Here is an 18,879-nt window from a genome sequence, read left to right as displayed (position 1 = left end):
CGCCTCCTAGTCGTTTAAATGCCATTGAACAACAAATAAATATTCTCTCACACATTTTTTAATAACATCTGAACTATTGTTCACACTATTTACGATTGACTTAAGTAAACGTTTCGTATTTTATTTAGAAATCCAATACTGAATCCTATAAAATTATTAAAAAAGTGTTCATTTATAGCAGAAAATATTTTATTTGGACAACAGTTACACCTCATCGATCAATAGACAGTATTCATGTACATATTTCACACATAGTTAAAGCTGATAATTCATGAAACTTCCAGAAACGGTTCAAACAATTCTAATGGACTCCATCAATTTTTTTGTATAACCGTTTCTATTTTCATTTTGCCATTCTCCTACTTTAAAATAATCAACTACTCTTCCATCTCTAATTACTAATACTTCATCGCAAAACTTTAAAACATGTGAAATGTCATGAGAAACAAAAATAATTGATATTTGCTTTTCATTTCCAAATCGTTCTAATAACTTTAATATTTGTATTTGTGTTACCATATCAAGGCTTGTAATTGGTTCATCACAGATAAGAATTTCTGGATTAGCTAATAGCGATCGAGCAATACATATTCGTTGCGCCTGTCCACCACTTATGGAATCACTATACCTTCTTAAAATACTAGGATGTAAGTTTACGTCTTCTATAATATTTAAAATTCTTTGTTTTCGTTCTTCCTTGCTAAAAGTAGTGAAATTAAGCAAGGGCTCTTCTAAGGCCTGCTGCATAGTCTGTCTTGGATTTAAGGAAGAAAGAGGGTCTTGAAAAATCATTTGTAATTTCCTGCTTATCCACTTGCGGTCTTTAAGCGTCGCTTTAATAAGTTTATTTTGTATGGTCACTTTGCCATTTTTATATGATTGAAAGCCAGCTAAAGTTCTTATAAGTGTACTTTTTCCACCACCAGATTCTCCTACAATTCCTAATTTCTGACCTTTTTGGAGTTTCAATGATACATGATCAAGTACTTTTTTTTCAGGATAGTGAAATACGACTGAAAGATTATTTACTTCTAATAGCATAAGACTCCTCCCTCATCATTATATTCAAGGCATCAGGCATCATATTCCATAGTTCTTTTGTATAATATTGTTGTGGGTTATTCTTAATAGTGGAAAGTGGAGCAACTTCTATAATTTCTCCATTCTTCATCACTGCCACAGTATCCGCAATCTGGTTTACCAAACGTAAATCATGTGTAATTAACAAAATGGACATTTTATATTTTTCTTGAAACTTTATTAGCTGACGAATTACTATTTGCTGATTTATTGTATCTAAACCAGTTGTTGGCTCATCAGCAATTAACAAACGAGGCTTACGCAACAGTGACATGCCAATCATAATTCGTTGATTCATGCCTCCACTTAACTGCCAAGGATAGGCAGAAGCAATAACTTCAGGATTAGAGAAGTTCATTTCTAATAATTGTTGATGCACTTCTTCCCTTGCTTCCTTTCGTTTTATAAATTTTTCATTTTTCAAAACACCCAACATTTGGTTGCCAATTGTTAACATAGGATGTAAAGCCAGTGAAGGTTGTTGATAAATGAATCCTATTTTCTTCCCTCTAATTTTACGCCATTCTTTTTCAGTTAACTCTATTAAATTATTGGAATCATTATCTAATAAGATTGTTCCATGAACATCCATTTTTCTTTCTAATAAACCTATGATGGCACGGGAAGTAATCGTCTTACCGCAGCCAGTTTCTCCAACTAAACAAAAAAATTCATTTCTACAAATATGGAAGGAGAGATTATTTACAATTAATTGATCATCTAATCTAATTGAGAGGTGGTCAACGTCAAGTATTGCATCATCCATTTCTCTGTACCCTCCTTCCCATAAAGTAAAATAACATAACAAAAATTGTAATAAATACAGAAGGAATTAATGCGACCCATGGTGCAATTTGGAAATAACTTTTCCCATCAAGTATCATACCACCCCAATCAGGTATTGGAGGCTGAGCTCCTAAACCAAGAAAAGAAAGGCTAGATATCATCAAGATAATAGTCCCCATATCTAAAAATATTAGTTCTCGAACAATTGGTAATGCATTTGGAAAAATATGTTTTCTAATTAACTTAACTCCAAAAGTACCACTCAACTGAGCAGATAGAATAAAAGGTTGATTTTGTATTATCATGGAGGTATTACGTACAATCCTTGCATAATGAACCCACCAAGATACTAGAATGGCAAATAATGTACTAACCATTCCAGGACCAAGAAGACCAGCAAAAATAATAGCTACAAGGAAACTTGGTATGGAACTAAATGAATCCATAATAGCAGTCGTCAATAAGTCTACCTTTCTTCCAATAGTGCTTATAAGCCCAATAACTACACCTAAAAGGGAAGATAGTAATAAAACTATCGCAGGAAAGAGTAGCGTATACGATGCTCCAAAAACAATTCTAGTCAATACGTCTCTTCCTAAATGGTCGGTTCCAAACCAATGTTCTGAACTTGGTGGGGTTAATTCCTTTTGTGTATTCACCTCGTATGGATCATATGGAGTAAACAAAATGCCCATAATAATTGTAAAAACAAGAAATCCCAAACAAATTATTGGAAAAAAACATGCTATTCTTCTCACCATTTTATTTGCCCATCCTTCTGAGTTTGACGTGGATCTATATAACGTAAAAGTAAATCAATTAAAAAATATATAAGCATTAAAAATAGTGCCATTATTAATGTAAAACCAATAACAACGGGATAATCTCTAGCTGTTACTGCATGAATAATATAACTACCTAATCCCGGCCAAGCATATATAGTTTCTATCACAATGATTGTTCCCCATAGACTTCCAAAATGGGAAGCTATTACTGTTAAAAAGCTATGGATACATGGTAAAAAAAGGAATTTAGTATATAATACACGCTTCTTTAATCCCATTGCTCGCGCTGCTTCAAAATATAGGTTTTTTATTACTTCTGTAATAATTTGACGAAATAACTGAACAAAAGATGCACAAAGAGGTAGACTGGCAGTAATAACAGGTAAAATATAATGTAGCCATGTACCATCACCATAGACAGGAGTAACTTTCCAATGTATAGAAAAAAATAAAACCAACAGTAGTCCTATCAAATAGTTTGGTAATGATGATAAAAAAATGGAGATATTACCAATCCATTTTTCACGCATTGTTCCTTTATAAATACAAGCATAAAAAGAAATAATGACGCTAAGTATAATTGAAATAGCCAAAGATAGTATTACTAATATTAAAGTGTCACTAACACGTGAGAGTAATTCATCTAACACTGGAAGGTTCGATTGGTAAGAAACACCAAAATCGAACCTTATCATTCTCTTTGACCAATTTACATATTGATTATATAAAGATGTATCATGACCAAGTTCTGTTTTTATATCAACAACCTCTTCGCCACCTATCTCTCCTCCTCTATTTAACAATATAACCATTTCAGGCGTGCCAGGAGTTACACGAACAAGAAAAAATATAAATATGCTAAGAAAAAATAAAGTTAAGATGATGTTTAAAAGCCTTTTTAAAGTAAAGCGCCACATTCCTTATTCTTCCTTTTCTAAATTATTCCAAATAACTGGATTATCAACAATTGGTCCCCAGGTAAAACCTTTCACATCTGATTGATGGACAAAAATGTTATCGGGATAGAATAGAGGCACAGTCACTGCGTTATTATGCATATAAGAGAATATTTTATCATAAGCCTCCTGCCTTTCCTCGTTCGTTATAGCTTTCCCAGCAGTTGTAATATACTCCGATAGATGTTCATCTGCATAAGCTATACCTTTTCCATCACCATTAATTGCAAAGAGCGAATTAAGAAATCCTTGAGGATTGAGACCATCTGCATAGGTTCTATATAGCAATAAATCATAATCTTGCTTTTCCCATAAACTATGATAATAAGATGTAGATTCCATATTATTCAGTTCAACTTCAATGCCTACTTCATGCAGATTATTTTGAATTATTTCTGAAATTTCCTTCCATTCCGGAAATTCTTCGGTTTGAAACACAAGATTCAGCTTTAATTCTTTACCTTTTGCGCCATACCCAGCCTCTTCTAACAATTTTTTTGCTTTATTTAAGTTATAAGCATAACCTGGGCTGTTTTCTTTTGTTACAAAAGGTACTGTCTTAGCAAACAAGCCTGTAGCTGGTGAACCGTTATCGTCCAAGACTTGATTTGCTAGATTTTCTTTGTTAATAGCATAGTTTAATGCTTGGCGAACCTTTACATCTTGCAAGCTCTTTTTTTGATTATTAATTGCTAGAAAATAGCTCGTTGTCCCACGCTCGGATTCAACTTTATATTTATCATTATTCCTAAACATCTTTAAATCTTGATATGATATTTTTCCCATCTCTCCTCCTGCTATTTGAATACTACCTTCTTGCAAGGCTAAAGAGCGGGTTTGTGCGTTTGGAATAACTTTCCAAATCATCTTTTTATCATTCAATTTACCTTTCCAATAATGTTGATTTGGAGTAAGTACGGTTTCATTGTCTTTTTCATAAGAAACTATTCTCCAAGGACCTGTACCAATTGCTTCTTCAAATTCACCATTAGGATCACCTGCAGGTTTTACAGAATTCGGGCTCATAATCCGGAATGGGCGAGCTGTTGTTAATTCATTTAAAATTAAAGCATTTGGTTCCGAGAAAAACATTTTCACCGTATAGTTATCTATCTTTTTGACCTTTTTCAAAGTTTCTGCTGTTTTTAACCAAGCATGCTCTTTTTTATTCTTCCATCTATGAATAGAAAACAAAAGAGCATCAGCATTGAAATCAGATCCATCAGAAAACTTGACATCTTTACGCAAATGAAAAACATATTCTTTTCCATCCTTTGAAATTTCCCAAGATTCCGCTAATCCTGGTTTTATCTTTCCGTTTTCACCATATTTCACCAATGGATCGTATACCGCAGTATATAATTGCATTGATCCTTCGTAAGAAGTTGCATCCAACTTATTCGCGCCACTATCCGATGTTACTGCAACTTGAATCGTGTTGTTCTGTTCTGTTGTGGGATCCTGACTTCCTTCGTTGCACCCTGTTAATATAATAAATATAAGAACAGATAATATAGAAATAATTGTTTTTTTGGACATTTTATACCCCTTCTCAATTTTTTAATTGCAAATCGTAATGATTACGATTAATATAATAAAGGGAAACAGGTAATTCGTCAATAAATTTTATAAGGAGAATTTAAATGACCAACAATATTAGGTACCAAAAATACTGGAACAAAAGCGCTGAGATATATGATCAGTTTATACAATACGGCAAAAATTTCAACATCTGATTTATACAGAAGCTGAACAAGTTGCCTATAATTCCACACCACTTTTTTCTATTACAGCTATTAAATGAAAGTATCCTTCTACAATGTATTGAGTTTTGTATTAGCATACATCTGTAAAGTATGATTTTTTAAAATCTATAAAATAAGACAAATAGCAACATAAATTATATAATCCGTTAAAGAAAATCTACTGCTTTTTTACTATTACCATACAAAATGTGCGCTTTATGACAATTTATTTCGATAGCACATATTTGAAATAACCAATTACAGAAAGGGTAGCTTATATTACAAAATCGGTATACAAAAAAAGAAATTTTAGAGAAAAGGGGAAGTGTATGAATACGTACTAACAGCTGATTTTATAAACACAAAGAAGCACGAAAAAACGTGCTTCTTTGCCTTGTTTTGTCTAAATTAAATAATTCTGTTGATTTCAAAATCTCATTTAGATAAGAAAATTATCGGAACATATTTATCCATTTTTTAACAGTGCTTGTTCAAACCTAAATTTGGTGTATAAAGAGAAATAACCAGTGCAGTAGTACCCCAAAAAATAATAATAGGTGTTAACCAAAAGACATAAAAATGTCATGTTCATCTAACAGCCTACGCTAAAGGTGCTCTTCAAAATAATAAATTGTCTATGCTTGTGGAGACCTATATGAAAAAATAAGAGAAATGACGGGTGAAAGTGTAAATCTAGGAATTCGATATGAAGATGAAGTTATCATTGTAAATACTATTAATGGCGAGTTTTACCAATTACAAACTACTTTATTACCTGTTAGCCCTCTTTATTGTTCTGGAATAGGGAAACTGTTTTTGAGATGTGATGATAAGTATTTAGAGTACTATTTCTCGGAATTGCCAGCCAGAACAATGAACACTATTACAGACTTCTCAACTATCAAGGAACACCAAAGAAAAATATTAAATTCTGGCATTTCCATAGACAACGAGGAATACGAGTATGGTTTGTCTTGTTATGCCGTACCAATATATAATAAAAAAAGGAACTAATCTGCGCTTTAAGTATCTCGGGCCCTACAAGTCGTTTGAAGCATAGAGGAATTGATTTTTTAGTCAACATACTAAAAGAACAAGCATTTTTAATACAACATGACTTGTCCCATTCTTTAGAATTGATAGTTCAATGGTAATAATCCGTGTTAAATCATTGTCCATTTAATAGTTATTATCGCAAATTCAAATTCATCCATGCAGATGAGTAATGCCCTTTAAGTCATATAAACTTACAATGCCCCTGACATCTAAGTTAGTCAGGGGCATTGTAAGTTGCACGTACTTAACTAATTACTTATGTCATTCTTTAAACATCCATACTACTATTCTTTACTTAATTAAATGCATTAACCAAAGATATAATTACTTTTATACTCACCTGATGTTTCACTTATTTAGACACAAACAAGGGTGTGTCAATAATTTTGTGTAAATCCCCTTTTGTAGATGTTAGCTCTGAATAAATAATCAGGAAATCTCTATAGCCACAGCGTTAGCTGCTTGTCCTTGACCTTGTGCCTCTTCTTTGTGATTCGCTGTGTTGGGTATAGGGGACCCTGCCAGCGAGAGCAATAGAAGAGTACGGTCGTGGTACCATAAAAAAGCGGGTGGAGCCTTATGTGGCTATATTTTCTGCACCCGCCAGTAGATATACACCACGACCGTAAAACAAGGTCAAGGATGGCGGATTCTAAGTACCATTCTCCAGAGATTCGAACATGGCAACTAATTCAGGTTTCGCCTGATCAAAACCTCGATGGCAGCGCATGCTGAATTTATGGTTATACTCTAGAAATCGCGTGACAAGAAAACGTTCTAAAGCCTCCTCGTTTGGAAACTGCTCCTTTCGTTTGACGTATCTCTTTATTTCTTTGTTAAAAGCTTCTATTAAATTTGTGGAATAGATACTCCGTCGAATAGAGGCAGGGAACTCATAAAATGTTAATAATTGTTCATTTTTTACGACTGCGTCAATGACACGTGGATATGTCTTTTCCCATTTGCTTTGAAACTGTTCTAACGCTTGTAGGGCTTCTTTTTTGTCTATGGCGTGATAAACAGTTTTAAAGTCACCAAGTATCTCTGAACGGTCTTTGACACGAACCTTCTTAGCAATATTGCGGGCAACATGGACGCAGCACACTTGATGCTTTGCTTTAGGATAGACACGGTGAATGGCATCTGTCATGCCAGTTAGACCGTCTGAGATGAAGAGCAGAACGTCTTCAACACCGCGCTGATATAGTTCCTGCATCAATTCTTCCCATACGTGTGCGGATTCTGTTGGTGCAATAGTAAAATCTAATACTTCTTTTATGCCGTCTTCCGTGATCCCAATTGCAATATATACAGACTCTTTCTCTACCGTGTTACGACGAATAGGGATTTGAGTAGCATCTAAGTAAATGCATGCGTAACGCTTTTCTAATTTACGTTCATGAAATGCTTGTACATCTTCTGCTACCAATTTTGTTAAGTTAGACACGGTCTGTTTGGTGTAATGATGTCCGTACATTCGTTCGATTAGATGTGCGATTTCATCTGTTGTAATTCCCTTTTCATAAAGATGAATAACAAACTGTTCCAGCGTGTCGTTGGAACGCTTATATGGAGCCACTGTTTGTTGTTGAAATTCGCCGTTCCTATCCCTTGGTATACGAAGTTGTAGCTCACCGTACTCCGTCTTAAAAGTACGGTCATAAAATCCATTACGAGAGTTACCTGAATGAACTCCCTTGCGTTCATACGGTTCGTAATCCAGAAATACAGTTAATTCATGCTTTAGTAATTGGTTAATAGCTTCTTCTAAATGACGGCGAAAAACTTCTTCAATATCTTGTTTTTTTGCTAGTGCTTCAATTAAATCTGTAGTAAGATGGTTTATAGGGAAGACCTCTTTTCTGTGAATTTTGTGTGCTAACTTTATTCTACAAAAAGGGTCTTCCTTTTTCTATGAACTTGTTTAATTGATATTTCTATTTACACAAAATATTTTACACTCTCACAAACAAATCAACCCAATTAACAATAATCATTTATTGTAAAGCGATAAATAAAGATTGACATTCACCATTTTATTACATTATAATTAGTATGTCATTTAAAAAGAGTGATTAATTGTGACACAAAGGAAATTATCCTATTGCAATAGAATTATGATAAACAGCAGAAATTACAACAGTTATTGTTTCTAGAGTTGGAAAATTCGGACAGCGCGCGTGGCGTTTTGTATTGTTATTCATCTGGTGATATTTTAGTATACCAAAGAGAGTTCAAATAAAGGAGTAGATAATTGATGAAAAAGAAAATGATATTAGCAAGCAGCCCAATATTGTTGGGCGTGATTTGTTTAATGAGTTATTATATTATTGGAGCAAGAGTTACAGAAGACGGTGTATTAAAAGAGCCATTTTTCTTAATTCCATTAAGTTTTCTTTTTATATTTAGTGGTATAACTTTACTATGTTTAATGGCTTTAGTTGCGGTTATAAAAAATCGCAACTAAAGCCAGCAATAAATATTTTATAGTTTTATTTCTTTATTGATAATTGGAGCATAACTCCTAATTAAAACCACCAGTGTGGAATGAACTGCCCCCCCACTGGTGGTTTTATATGTATCGACATATATCAATTTGTTAGGAACAGATTCTTTTTGGCTATCTTTATCACTAGAAACACGCGTGTAAATTAAATATCTGTAGTCATTATATTTAGTTATTTCTACATCGGACTGTTTAAACATAATTCCCTTCCCCAACATCAAAATATGCGTACTTCGTTTATAAAATTACGGGAAGAGTTATGATTACGGTTGCAGAAACAGGTTTGTTATTTCACAAAACTTCTCTACTTCTCTGAATTTCTAATAACTTTTTCCACTCCATACCAATTTCAATACTTGTAATTAATAAGACTATCCATATAACAACATTATTAAAAGATAGACCATTAGCTGATTGACCGTTGTAAATAAACCCATTAGTATAAAAATGTAAATAATCAGAAAACATTCTCTTGATAATAAACTGTTCTAGTTCGTATCTATTCAATAGTTTTACTCCACACGCTTCAGCAAGCTCTATCGCTTGCTTTGTGAAAAAGGAATTGGTTATCACCCAAGCCTTATCTAAAGATCTGAACAAGAAACCCCTTGCTCAAAGCTTTCAGGAGATATTTTAAAAATATCTGTTAGGAGTCAATTTCAATAATTATTTATTTTGATCTTTTAGAAAGATTGCTTTAGCTAGTAAATTGGCATATATTAAACCAATAAGGTATGGGAAAAATATAATATTAGATGAAGTATAGTGAATGTATATTCCTACAGCAACTAATACAGCAGTTAAAAAATTAATGACTTGCTTTCCCATTTAAAAACCTTTCACAATTATAAGGATGTTTGCCAATATAATAAACAAACCAAGTATAATAAATAATATCATTTCCCTTTTTTCTTTATAACGGTACGAGTTATAAACTAATCTAATTGCTAAAACTAAAAATACAGTGTTGAATGTAATAGCCCACAAAGTATTGTCATTATCTAGATAATTATAAATTGATACATAACTTAGGACATATACTGTAGCAAAAATCCATAAAAAAATAATCATTCGGTTTCTCTCCATTTAAAGTCGTAAGTTGACAAATCCATAATTGTCATTGTTTTCACTATGATGATCTTATATCCTAGATGAAAATAAAAGAAATATTGGTTATCTACACTAAAATCCTAACAAAGATGAAGAGATTTAAGCAATAAGTGATTAAATTTTTATAATTTTTTCACTAGAAAGAATACCACAATTAACTATAGTTACAATCAACATGTTGTTTCCCCCCTTAGTTATTTTTCTTCCATCATTCGGTCAAATTTTTCAATGTTTCGTTCACGTTTATAGTCATGATAAGTTTTCCTTAGACTGTTGTTTAACCTTATCAAAGAATAGTTAATATTTAACTTCCGTTCCCAATATTACGGGGCATACGTAAAATTAGAATGTTTACGACCTTGCTTTTGTTGATTAATACGCTTAGCACGATCTTCTCTTATCTGTTCTCTCATTTCTGTTAAAACAGCATTTCCCATACGCTTTTTTAAATCGTTTAATTTTGTCTGTTTATATGCTCCATGTTTGCTATCTTCTCCGTATAGTTGCTTAGAGATTTCCACTTGCTCATCTAATAGTTGGTTCAATTCCTGCATTTCTGTTGCATGATTCGTTTCTAAATAAATGAAAACCATCTCATCAATGTATGGCCTTGCATCATTAACAGACTCATAGCAATTAAAAAATGAGAATGGTAGGTAATATACACAGAAGGAAATGCAACCTTCATTCAAACAAAAGTTTTTTATTACATTGAATACCATACTGACAGGAATTAGCTAACAAATGGTATATCATTGTAGATAATACACAACATGATTTACGATATATAATGTATTGTGAGAAGTTCTATTGACGTAATATTACTATTTTTGAGAATCTCAATTTTATCTAACAGAATTGCTCTTTACACAGCTTAGCCAGTCCTTTTTTCACACATTCCTTCGTCTACATATAAAGTCCCTAAACACGAAAACCCGGCTTCCCATTACGGAAAGCCGAGCCGATTAGAGCTTTAATTCCCCCATACGAAGGAGCTCTACAACAGCCTGTGATCGCCCCTTGACACCTAGCTTCTGCATAGCATTTGCTATGTGTACCAATTGCAAATAGAGGTAGTTACTGATCATCACTTAGGTTCATGAGCTAATTTTAGGTGAATTTTTTAACAATAGAAAGTGATAATCCCCCCAAAAATGGTTCCAATCATTAAAACCGACGATTGGAACCATTTCTAAGTTATTATTGACTAGTTATGTCTCAGCCTCTATTTTACGCTTAAGAATCCTTCCTTGCTTTCCGGATTAACCCCCTAATTTTGGACAAAAACACTCTTAAACTAACTTTTACTTAGAAATTCGCTATTTTTCATGAATTACCTTCACTTTTGTCCTTCTAAGATCATAGCCAATGCTATCATTCCATCAAGGGTAAAGACTTTGCCCTTCGCTCCGCTTCGCCCTTGATTCCATGCCAGCATTGGCATGTTGAAAGGCAGGACAAAAGGAAGAAAAAATGGAAGGGGGCTACACTCGTATTTCCTTTATGATTACCTTCTTTTCCTTGTATAACTCATAAAATTCATATGGTGCTAAGTCACCAATGCTTGAATGAATGCGTCGATGATTGTAAAAGTCCATAAAATCTGTAATCGCTTCATATGCTTCTCCATAGGTTGCAAACTCGAAACGGGACATACAATCATCCTCCATAATCCGATGGAATGATTCGATATGCGCATTCATATTTGGCGTTTTTGGCGGTATTCTTTCATGTTCTATAGCTCGATTTTTGCAATAATCTTCAAATGAGTTAGAAATGAACTGTGGGCCATTATCTGTGCGTATAATGGGTTTACTTCAAATAGTTGCCGTTTCATCAAAACCCTATTCAAGGTCTGTACGGCTTCTTTAGCCCCACAATTCAGTCCTATATGATAATCAATGATGGATCTATCGCATATGTCGATAATGGAAAAGATAAATAGAAATCGATCTTCACCATGAATATATCCGTATTTTATATCCGCCTCCCAAAGTTGGTTGGATTCCGTAATGGTATTATTTCGCGCCAATTTTCTAGGATGTGAAACTTTTTTCCTTCTTTGAGGACGCAAGATATCTAGTTCTTTACAGAGACGATACACCTTCTTTTTATTGATGATTAACTTGTACTGACGGCGAAGGACAACAGTTAATTTGCGGTAGCCATAACTATGACACTCGCCAGATATAAGCTCTAATAAAAATTCTTTAATCTGTTCATCAGCTATCTTCTTTCCGTCCTCAGTGATGGAATAGCCTGGTGCTGGACGCCCCTCACTCACTTGCTTCTCGTTCACACGATAATTTTTTCGATAATAATAAGTGGAACGAGGAATTTTCAATATTTTTAATACCAATGTGATGGCATATCCTTTTCGAATCCATGTATCGGCTACTTCCATTTTTTCAGTAAGTGAGGGTTTTGTTTTTTTATAAGGTCTCGTAATATAGCTATTTCAAGATCTTTTTCACCTAATATTTTTTTCAAATGATCATTTTCATTCGCAAGATGTTTAGAATCGAGGTCTGGAATAGTAGCTACATCTATGTCACCATATTTGCCATCTTTGTACTCCCGAACCCATCTTGTAACCATATTTGGATTGAGTTCATATCGACGTGCAACAACTGATGTTTTCCCAGTCTCCATTGCTTCTTTAATTACTTGTATTTTAAATTCTTTAGAATGTCTTGTTCGTTTCATATTGATAGCCTCCCTGACACTTTGTATTATTATATTAAATTGCACTCTTAGTGTCCAAGTTCATTTGGGGGCTTATGAGTTTCCTCTTCAATATGAAAAGCTAAAATTAAACAATTAAACTGAACTAAGAGTTCAGTAATTATTTATCAAATCCATCTACTTTCTCAGTATTGAAACGCATTGTATTCCAAGCTGCAATACCGCCTGCAAGCTCTCTAACCTCGAACCCCTCACTTATTAAAAAAACTGTGCCTTAGCTGCTGTGTTACACCAAACATCCCAACAATATAACGCTAATGTTTTATCTTTCGGCAGTTCGGATACTCTATTTTCTAACTCCCCTTGAGGAATTTCTACTGCTCCCTCAATTTTTTCTTTTTTCAAATGAGCTGGACCATTTCGTACATCTACTAAATAATACCTTTCTGGAGTTTTGTTCACTACTTGTAAATAATCCATTGGACTGAAAGTCGCATTAATCTTTTCTTCAAAAAATTCATTTGCTTTATGAGTCAACACCAAAATAAATAGTTGATATATAAAGGAAAATATGGTAGAGGTTCTAAATAAATTTGATTTGTCAAATTAAGCGAGACAACATGTTTTGATCAAATTCTTTATCGACATGGGACATGAAACACTCCATCGGTGTTTTGTAACCTAATGATTTTCTTGGAATATTGTTTCTTCTAAGTGCTACTTCAGAAATATACGTTTGGGTTATGGGGTTGAAATCCATATCCTTTGGTAGCCCATTTCTTCGAAGCAGACCGTTGGAATGTTCATTCAATCCTCTTTGTGAAGGGGTTCCAGGATCTGCAAAATAAATATCAATATCTTGCTTATTACTGATAGATTTCCAATTAGAAAACTCTTTACCACAGTCGAAAATAATCGATTTAAACAAGTGTTTCGGCAGTGGAGCGAGCCAGTCATTAAGCGATGATTCAACATTAGCAGCTCTTCTTCCCTCTGGCTTAATGGCAATGATACATTTTGTTAATCGCTCAACCAATGTGATGACAGCACTTTTATGGTGGCGACCAACAATCGTGTCTCCTTCTAGGTGACCAAATTCTTTCTTGTAATTCGGATGGTCATTGTCTCGATCTTGAATGCCGCGTCTAAAGCTTTGTTTCCCTCTTTTTTCCTTATAACCATTTGGTTTGCGCTTGCCTTGCATAGGCAAAGTATTTATATCAAATTCGCCTTTTTTAAACTTACGGTAAAGCGTGCGCATGCTACAGGAAATAGGTCTTTCATTCCGACCGATGATAACATCAGGCGTCCAACCGTCACGGGCTTTTTCTTCAATGTAGGCCCTTTCTTCATCTGTTAACTGCGTTATTTTTCGACCGCATTTAGCTTTGTTCGCTTTATAGTTCAAATGAATGTCTAGTGCAGTTAGACCTTTTTTCAGTGCGCGAATAACACGATATATAGTTTCATGACCACGCTTTAATTTTTCAGCAATTTTTCGACCCGATAGACCAAATTCAAGATATTCCTCTATGAATATGAGCTCTGTTTTGGTAAGATGGGTATAGGACATGTCAGATACACTCTCCTTAACTTTGGTAGGTTTTGATTGAGTATATCATGGCATGTCTTTTTTGTATTGCATCTCTTTGAAGTCACAATATCACACTAACCACAGCTTTAGCTGCCTGCCCTTGACCGCCGTGCCCATTCTTAGTAATCGCTGGAAGGGGTCGGGGCCCCACCAGCGGAGCTTAGAATGGATTGTCCGTGGTACGCTATTCATGCGGATGCTGCCTTAAGGCATTTTTTCAACCATCCGCCGCTTACATCTCACCACGGACACAAACAAGGTCAAGGGTGGTGGTAGGGTGACTTCACTTAAAGCACCTAATCTGATGACAATATTTTATGTGTCTCGCTTAATTTTACAATCTAGGAAATAAAAAACATCCGCCTACCTGTTATGCTTTAAGTTACCAGACAAAAAGCAAAGAAGGTTAGACAGATGCCCTATAAGTATATCAATGAACTCTTAAATTTACCAGAAATACAAATTGTAAACATAGAAACAAAAGAGAACCATGCCATTATTGAAGTAACTCCAATCGATCATACGCAAGATTGTCCATATTGTGATTCCGCATCTGTTCACCTAAATGGCATTCCTTGTAAGCGAAATGTTCGCCATCTAGCTGCTTTTGGCAGGACGGTTAACTTACGTGTGCCTGCCATTTGTTTAGCTTGTAAAAATTGTGGTTCTACTTTCACATGGGAGCATTCGTTTCTTGAGCCAAAGAAGCGTTATACAAAAGCAGTCTCTTCCTATCTTGCAAGCCGAACTTATGGAACCACAGTTATTCATACATCGGCGGAAGAACAAGTTCCTTATTCTACCATGGAGCGCATTTTCAAAGGTGATCTACATGAGAAAAGTCAGGAAGTGCATGAGAAAGCATATCAAGAAACTGTTGAACGGGAAAATTTAGTGCTTGGAATAGATGATTTTGCCATACGTAAAGGCCATATCTATAATACAGGGCTTCACGACCTGAAAGGCAGACGTTTCCTTGATATTATTTCTGGTCGTACTGGCGAAGAACTGCAAAATCACGCTGCAAACCACACGATGTTCAAATTGCTAAATCCCGTTGCTGTTGTGATGGATTTAGCCAAAGCATACCATACCTTTTGTAAAGAGTGGTTCCCTGGGGCCATTCGAATTGCCGACAGATTTCATGTGAATCGCTATGTGACAGAAGCTCTTCAAGATGTTCGTCGGTTGGTTCAAAAGGATTTATCTTCCCAAGCTAGGAAGAAATTAAACGACCACCTGCTATGTGGGCCTATGTTAAGATTTACTTAGATTTCGTAGGAACGCGACACTCTTGAGGCAGCGTGGTTGACCACGGTAAGAGTTGGGCTAGTTGTTCCCTGTCTGTTGTATCTATATTGGGAAGTCGTTCAAATAAGTAGCTAAGATAATGGAATGGATTTAATCCGTTTTCCTTGGCTGTTTCCACTATGCTATAAACAATGGCACTGGATGTAGCTCCTTTGGCGGTATTACTAAACAGCCAAGCTTTTCTTCCGATCACAAAAGGCTTGATCGACCGCTCTGCGCAGTTGTTGTCTATCTCCAATCTTCCATCCTTTAAAAATCCTTCTAAGCGATCCCATTGTTTACGGCAATAGGTAACAGCTTTGCCTAGTTTACTCTTCGGAAGAACACGCGGTGTTTGCTGTTTTAGCCATGCTGAAAAAGCATCCAGCACGGGCTGACTGCGCTCCAAACGTTGTTCATAACGTTCCTTTGGGCTAACGCTCTTTAGGTCGCGTTCGATATCGAATAATTGATTACAAAAGTCTAAGCCTTCTTTCGCTTTTACCGCTGTAGTGGTCGAAGATTCGGGAAGCGATTGTAATGCTTCTGTGAATTTACGACGTGCATGCGCCCAGCAACCAATCAGTACGACATTCTTTATTCCATTATAACCAGGGTAACCGTCTACTGTTAAGTAGCCCTGATATCCCTGTAGGAATCGTCGTGGATGTTTGGATGCTCTTGTTTGCTGGTACTCATACAAAATGATTGGCACATCCGTATGGCCAGAGCGATACAGCCACATATACGAATTGGAAGTAGCTTTTCTACCTGGTTCAGATAAAACTTGTACAACTGTTTCATCTGCATGTATGGTATCCAATTCTAATAGGGCGGTATGCATCTCTTTGTAAATGAGAGTAAGCCAAGTGGTCGCACCATATATGTAAGCGTAAAACAGCCCACACCTATTATGTAGATGTGGGCCTATGTTAAGATTTACTTAGATTTCGTAGGAACGCGACACTCTTGAGGCAGCGTGGTTGACCACGGTAAGAGTTGGGCTAGTTGTTCCCTATCTGTTGTATCTATATTGGGAAGTCGTTCAAATAAGTAGCTAAGATAATGGAATGGATTTAATCCGTTTTCCTTGGCTGTTTCCACTATGCTATAAACAATGGCACTGGATGTAGCTCCTTTGGCGGTATTACTAAACAGCCAAGCTTTTCTTCCGATCACAAAAGGCTTGATCGACCGCTCTGCGCAGTTGTTGTCTATCTCCAATCTTCCATCCTTTAAAAATCCTTCTAAGCGATCCCATTGTTTACGGCAATAGGTAACAGCTTTGCCTAGTTTACTCTTCGGAAGAACACGCGGTGTTTGCTGTTTTAGCCATGCTGAAAAAGCATCCAGCACGGGCTGACTGCGCTCCAAACGTTGTTCATAACGTTCCTTTGGGCTAACGCTCTTTAGGTCGCGTTCGATATCGAATAATTGATTACAAAAGTCTAAGCCTTCTTTCGCTTTTACCGCTGTAGTGGTCGAAGATTCGGGAAGCGATTGTAATGCTTCTGTGAATTTACGACGTGCATGCGCCCAGCAACCAATCAGTACGACATTCTTTATTCCATTATAACCAGGGTAACCGTCTACTGTTAAGTAGCCCTGATATCCCTGTAGGAATCGTCGTGGATGTTTGGATGCTCTTGTTTGCTGGTACTCATACAAAATGATTGGCACATCCGTATGGCCAGAGCGATACAGCCACATATACGAATTGGAAGTAGCTTTTCTACCTGGTTCAGATAAAACTTGTACAACTGTTTCATCTGCATGTATGGTATCCAATTCTAATAGGGCGGTATGCATCTCTTTGTAAATGAGAGTAAGCCAAGTGGTCGCACCATATATGACCCAATTAGCTAGTGTTTGACGTGGAATAAAGACGCCAAATCGTTCGAATTGCTTCTCTTGGCGATACAACGGCATTCCTTCCACGTATTTTTGCGACATCGTATAGGCCATGGCGGAAGGAGAGGCTAAACTCCCCGGAAACACAGGCGCCGGCATTTTAGCTGTTTGAATAGGCGTTTGTATCTCATGTTGTTCACAATGGCGACAGCTATAGACGTACTGGACATGTTCCACCACTTTCACCTGCGCAGGAATAACCTTTAATTCTTTACGCACTTGCGTGCTCATTTCATGCAGTTCACCAGCGCAACACGAACACACCTGTTCCTCAGCAGGTAAACGGTATTCTACCGTTTCCGTAGGCAGGTTGTCTAATTGCTCCTTGCGTTGCCCTTTTTGCTTCTTGCGTTTATATGTAATCGCCTCCACCGTAGGCTCTTCATGGTTGGAATCCGAAGTGTCCTCTACCTCGTTAAAAAGAGACAGTTGGTCAGAATTGGTCTTCTCGCTAGAAGAGCCGAATTTTTGTTGTTGAAGCAATCTAAATTGTTCTTCATACCATTTTAATTTTGCTTCTAACTCTTCTTTTTCCAACTCTAGCTTTTCGTTGAGCTCTTGATAATATTCCATTGTTTTCTTGTTTGTTTGCGCTGTTTTATCCATAAAATTAGTATACGAAAAAGAACCCGACTTGCCTAGTCGAATTCCCGTATTTCTATATTTCAATTTTTTATAGAATCGTGCGCGCTAGTACTTCTCTGTGTGCTTGGTGCTGGTTCATCGACATACCATCCAACAACCAGCGAAATTGACGTGGGCTAATAGATATAGGCGTTGTGTCTTTATCGGATGGCCATTGAAATGTTCCTTTTTCAAGCCGACGATAATACAGCCAAAATCCGTTGACTTCCCATTGCAGTATTTTTAACTTATCACGCTTTCGGTTACAAAATACAAACAGGCAAGGAGAAAAAGGGTCTAAATCGAAGCATTCTATCACAATGGCAGCAAGTCCATCAATCGATTTACGCATATCTGTGCTACCGCAAGCTAAATACACTTTTTCAAATGGCATATTCATGAACGTGATTACTTCCCTAAAACATGAATAATATCCGAGAGTAAGTTCATATCCGTTCCTGATCGCACTTCAATGGAGGTGGAACCAACGTGAATAAAGATTGGTTCTTTCTCGTGAGGTGGTACAAGTGGAGAATCACCCATTTGAACGGTTAGCCATTGTGTTTCCCTGGATGCGCTTTTCTTGATGGAAGTTTTGCCGTGCTCACGAAATTGTTGCACCCAATAATACATCTGATGCGTTTTAATTTCTTTCCCTCGGCACCATTCAGATATACTTTGTCCGCTTTTTTTCCAGGCATCATACCGCGCTTTCCATTCTATTCGCTTGTCTTTTAGGGTCATCGCATAA

General features: G+C 36.0%; 18 protein-coding genes and 3 pseudogenes. 3 read left to right on the top strand and 18 right to left on the bottom strand.

Going from position 1 to position 18,879, the window contains the following annotated elements:
- Positions 1-291 precede the first annotated feature (291 nt).
- From D9780_RS05955 to D9780_RS05935, 5 genes are read right to left on the bottom strand one after another with little or no spacing between them, the layout of a single operon-like run.
- On the bottom strand, positions 292-1,041 hold the full coding sequence (locus tag D9780_RS05955) for an ABC transporter ATP-binding protein (protein WP_121639601.1): 750 nt from the start codon (positions 1,039-1,041) through the stop codon (positions 292-294).
- A complete protein-coding gene (locus D9780_RS05950) occupies positions 1,022-1,846 on the bottom strand; it encodes an ATP-binding cassette domain-containing protein (RefSeq protein WP_121639600.1) in 825 nt (274 codons plus the stop codon). The genes D9780_RS05955 and D9780_RS05950 overlap by 20 nt, the downstream gene beginning before the upstream one ends.
- The gene (locus tag D9780_RS05945) at positions 1,839-2,627 is read right to left on the bottom strand and encodes an ABC transporter permease (RefSeq protein ID WP_121639599.1); all 789 of its coding nucleotides are present in this window, start codon (positions 2,625-2,627) and stop codon (positions 1,839-1,841) included. Before D9780_RS05945 ends, D9780_RS05950 begins: the two co-directional genes overlap by 8 nt.
- On the bottom strand, positions 2,621-3,568 hold the full coding sequence (locus D9780_RS05940) for an ABC transporter permease (protein WP_073004778.1): 948 nt from the start codon (positions 3,566-3,568) through the stop codon (positions 2,621-2,623). The genes D9780_RS05945 and D9780_RS05940 overlap by 7 nt, the downstream gene beginning before the upstream one ends.
- 3 nt (positions 3,569-3,571) lie before the next feature.
- Positions 3,572-5,146 carry an ABC transporter substrate-binding protein gene (locus D9780_RS05935; protein WP_121639598.1) on the bottom strand — a complete coding sequence of 525 codons (1,575 nt, stop codon included), beginning with the start codon at positions 5,144-5,146 and terminating at the stop codon, positions 3,572-3,574.
- 878 nt (positions 5,147-6,024) lie between these two features.
- On the opposite strand from D9780_RS05935, the gene D9780_RS21625 reads away from it, so the two are divergent.
- Positions 6,025-6,366, top strand: coding sequence for an IclR family transcriptional regulator domain-containing protein (locus tag D9780_RS21625; RefSeq protein WP_121639597.1), 342 nt, complete (start codon positions 6,025-6,027; stop codon positions 6,364-6,366).
- Between the two features lie 694 nt (positions 6,367-7,060).
- Here D9780_RS21625 and D9780_RS05925 read toward each other — a convergent pair.
- Positions 7,061-8,254 carry an IS256 family transposase gene (locus D9780_RS05925; protein ID WP_121639596.1) on the bottom strand — a complete coding sequence of 398 codons (1,194 nt, stop codon included), beginning with the start codon at positions 8,252-8,254 and terminating at the stop codon, positions 7,061-7,063.
- A 411-nt stretch (positions 8,255-8,665) separates the two neighbouring features.
- Here D9780_RS05925 and D9780_RS05920 point away from each other — a divergent pair, with 411 nt between their 5' ends.
- Positions 8,666-8,875: a DUF3955 domain-containing protein gene (locus tag D9780_RS05920; protein ID WP_121639595.1), complete on the top strand. Its 210-nt coding sequence runs from the start codon at positions 8,666-8,668 to the stop codon at positions 8,873-8,875.
- A 330-nt stretch (positions 8,876-9,205) separates the two neighbouring features.
- Here the strand turns inward: D9780_RS05920 and D9780_RS21620 are convergent.
- The 8 genes and pseudogenes from D9780_RS21620 to D9780_RS05870 form a co-directional block, all read right to left on the bottom strand.
- A pseudogene (locus tag D9780_RS21620) lies at positions 9,206-9,499 on the bottom strand (restriction endonuclease); the annotation flags it as partial.
- A gap of 848 nt (positions 9,500-10,347) precedes the next feature.
- Positions 10,348-10,746, bottom strand: coding sequence for a relaxase MobL (mobL, locus tag D9780_RS05900; protein WP_256359890.1), 399 nt, complete (start codon positions 10,744-10,746; stop codon positions 10,348-10,350).
- A gap of 243 nt (positions 10,747-10,989) precedes the next feature.
- A pseudogene (locus D9780_RS05895) lies at positions 10,990-11,079 on the bottom strand (helix-turn-helix transcriptional regulator); the annotation flags it as partial.
- A 429-nt stretch (positions 11,080-11,508) separates the two neighbouring features.
- A complete protein-coding gene (locus D9780_RS05890) occupies positions 11,509-11,727 on the bottom strand; it encodes an integrase core domain-containing protein (RefSeq protein ID WP_162985808.1) in 219 nt (72 codons plus the stop codon).
- A 32-nt stretch (positions 11,728-11,759) separates the two neighbouring features.
- Positions 11,760-12,383 (bottom strand): IS3 family transposase, encoded by a 624-nt coding sequence (locus D9780_RS05885; protein ID WP_162985807.1) that lies wholly within the window; start codon positions 12,381-12,383, stop codon positions 11,760-11,762.
- Between the two features lie 35 nt (positions 12,384-12,418).
- Complete coding sequence (locus tag D9780_RS05880; protein ID WP_077299814.1) at positions 12,419-12,730, bottom strand: transposase; 312 nt, start codon at positions 12,728-12,730, stop codon at positions 12,419-12,421.
- A gap of 237 nt (positions 12,731-12,967) precedes the next feature.
- Positions 12,968-13,246 (bottom strand): rhodanese-like domain-containing protein, encoded by a 279-nt coding sequence (locus D9780_RS05875; RefSeq protein ID WP_205601120.1) that lies wholly within the window; start codon positions 13,244-13,246, stop codon positions 12,968-12,970.
- 64 nt (positions 13,247-13,310) lie between these two features.
- Positions 13,311-14,282, bottom strand: coding sequence for an IS30 family transposase (locus D9780_RS05870; RefSeq protein ID WP_121639589.1), 972 nt, complete (start codon positions 14,280-14,282; stop codon positions 13,311-13,313).
- Between the two features lie 435 nt (positions 14,283-14,717).
- Between D9780_RS05870 and D9780_RS05865 the strand changes: the two genes are divergently transcribed.
- Complete coding sequence (locus D9780_RS05865) at positions 14,718-15,575, top strand: transposase (RefSeq protein ID WP_121639588.1); 858 nt, start codon at positions 14,718-14,720, stop codon at positions 15,573-15,575.
- Here D9780_RS05865 and D9780_RS05860 read toward each other — a convergent pair.
- From D9780_RS05860 to D9780_RS05845, 4 genes and pseudogenes are all read right to left on the bottom strand, one after another.
- Positions 15,568-16,479, bottom strand: a pseudogene (locus tag D9780_RS05860) (IS66 family transposase); the annotation flags it as partial. The gene D9780_RS05865 and the pseudogene D9780_RS05860 overlap by 8 nt on opposite strands.
- 53 nt (positions 16,480-16,532) lie before the next feature.
- Positions 16,533-18,110, bottom strand: a complete 1,578-nt coding sequence (locus D9780_RS05855; RefSeq protein ID WP_121639575.1) for an IS66 family transposase — start codon at positions 18,108-18,110, stop codon at positions 16,533-16,535.
- A 67-nt stretch (positions 18,111-18,177) separates the two neighbouring features.
- A complete protein-coding gene (gene tnpB, locus D9780_RS05850) occupies positions 18,178-18,528 on the bottom strand; it encodes an IS66 family insertion sequence element accessory protein TnpB (protein WP_162985804.1) in 351 nt (116 codons plus the stop codon).
- Positions 18,529-18,536: 8 nt separating this feature from the next.
- Complete coding sequence (locus tag D9780_RS05845) at positions 18,537-18,872, bottom strand: IS66 family insertion sequence element accessory protein TnpA (protein ID WP_121639576.1); 336 nt, start codon at positions 18,870-18,872, stop codon at positions 18,537-18,539.
- Between the last annotated feature and the right edge of the window lie 7 nt (positions 18,873-18,879).

It is taken from the genome of Virgibacillus sp. Bac330, assembly GCF_003667845.1.
GTDB classification, from domain to species: Bacteria; Bacillota; Bacilli; order Bacillales; family Amphibacillaceae; genus Virgibacillus; species Virgibacillus chiguensis.
The sequence above is the reverse complement of the archived record's forward strand: the minus strand, read 5'-3'. Positions and strand labels throughout refer to the sequence as shown.